At 73.2% G+C, this 421-nt stretch carries 1 protein-coding gene; it reads left to right on the top strand.

Features of this window, described 5'->3' with window-relative positions; translation table 11 throughout:
• A partial coding sequence (locus AC1DMY_RS21015) for a sensor histidine kinase (protein WP_477166778.1) occupies window positions 1–421 on the top strand: 421 nt, incomplete at both ends.

Raw genomic sequence — 421 nt, 5'->3', positions numbered from 1 at the left:
GCGAGGCCGGGCGCGAGGCGGCTGGCGAAGCGGTGGGCGGCATCGTCACGCAACTGGAGCAAGCCGCGCGGCTGACGAACCAGCTACTGGCGCTGGCGCGTGCTCGGCAGCCAGTGCGCGAGGGCGGCGGGCCGGCCGAATTCGTGGCCGAGATCGACGCGGTGACCGTGGCAGAACAGGTGGCACTCGACTACCTGCCGCTGGCGCGCGGCAAGCAGCAGGACTTCGGCTGGGAACGGCCGACGGACCTGACGCTGCCGGTGCGCGCCGACGCCGCGCTGCTGCGCGAGGCACTGGCCAACCTGGTGCACAACGCGATCCAATACTCGGGGCGCGGCAGCCGCATCACGCTCTCCGCCGCGCGCGTGGGCGGCGATGCACTGCTGGTGGTGGAAGACGACGGCCCCGGCATCCCCGAAGC

Source organism: Dyella sp. 01L423 (assembly GCF_056399945.1).
The sequence above is the reverse complement of the archived record's forward strand: the minus strand, read 5'-3'. Positions and strand labels throughout refer to the sequence as shown.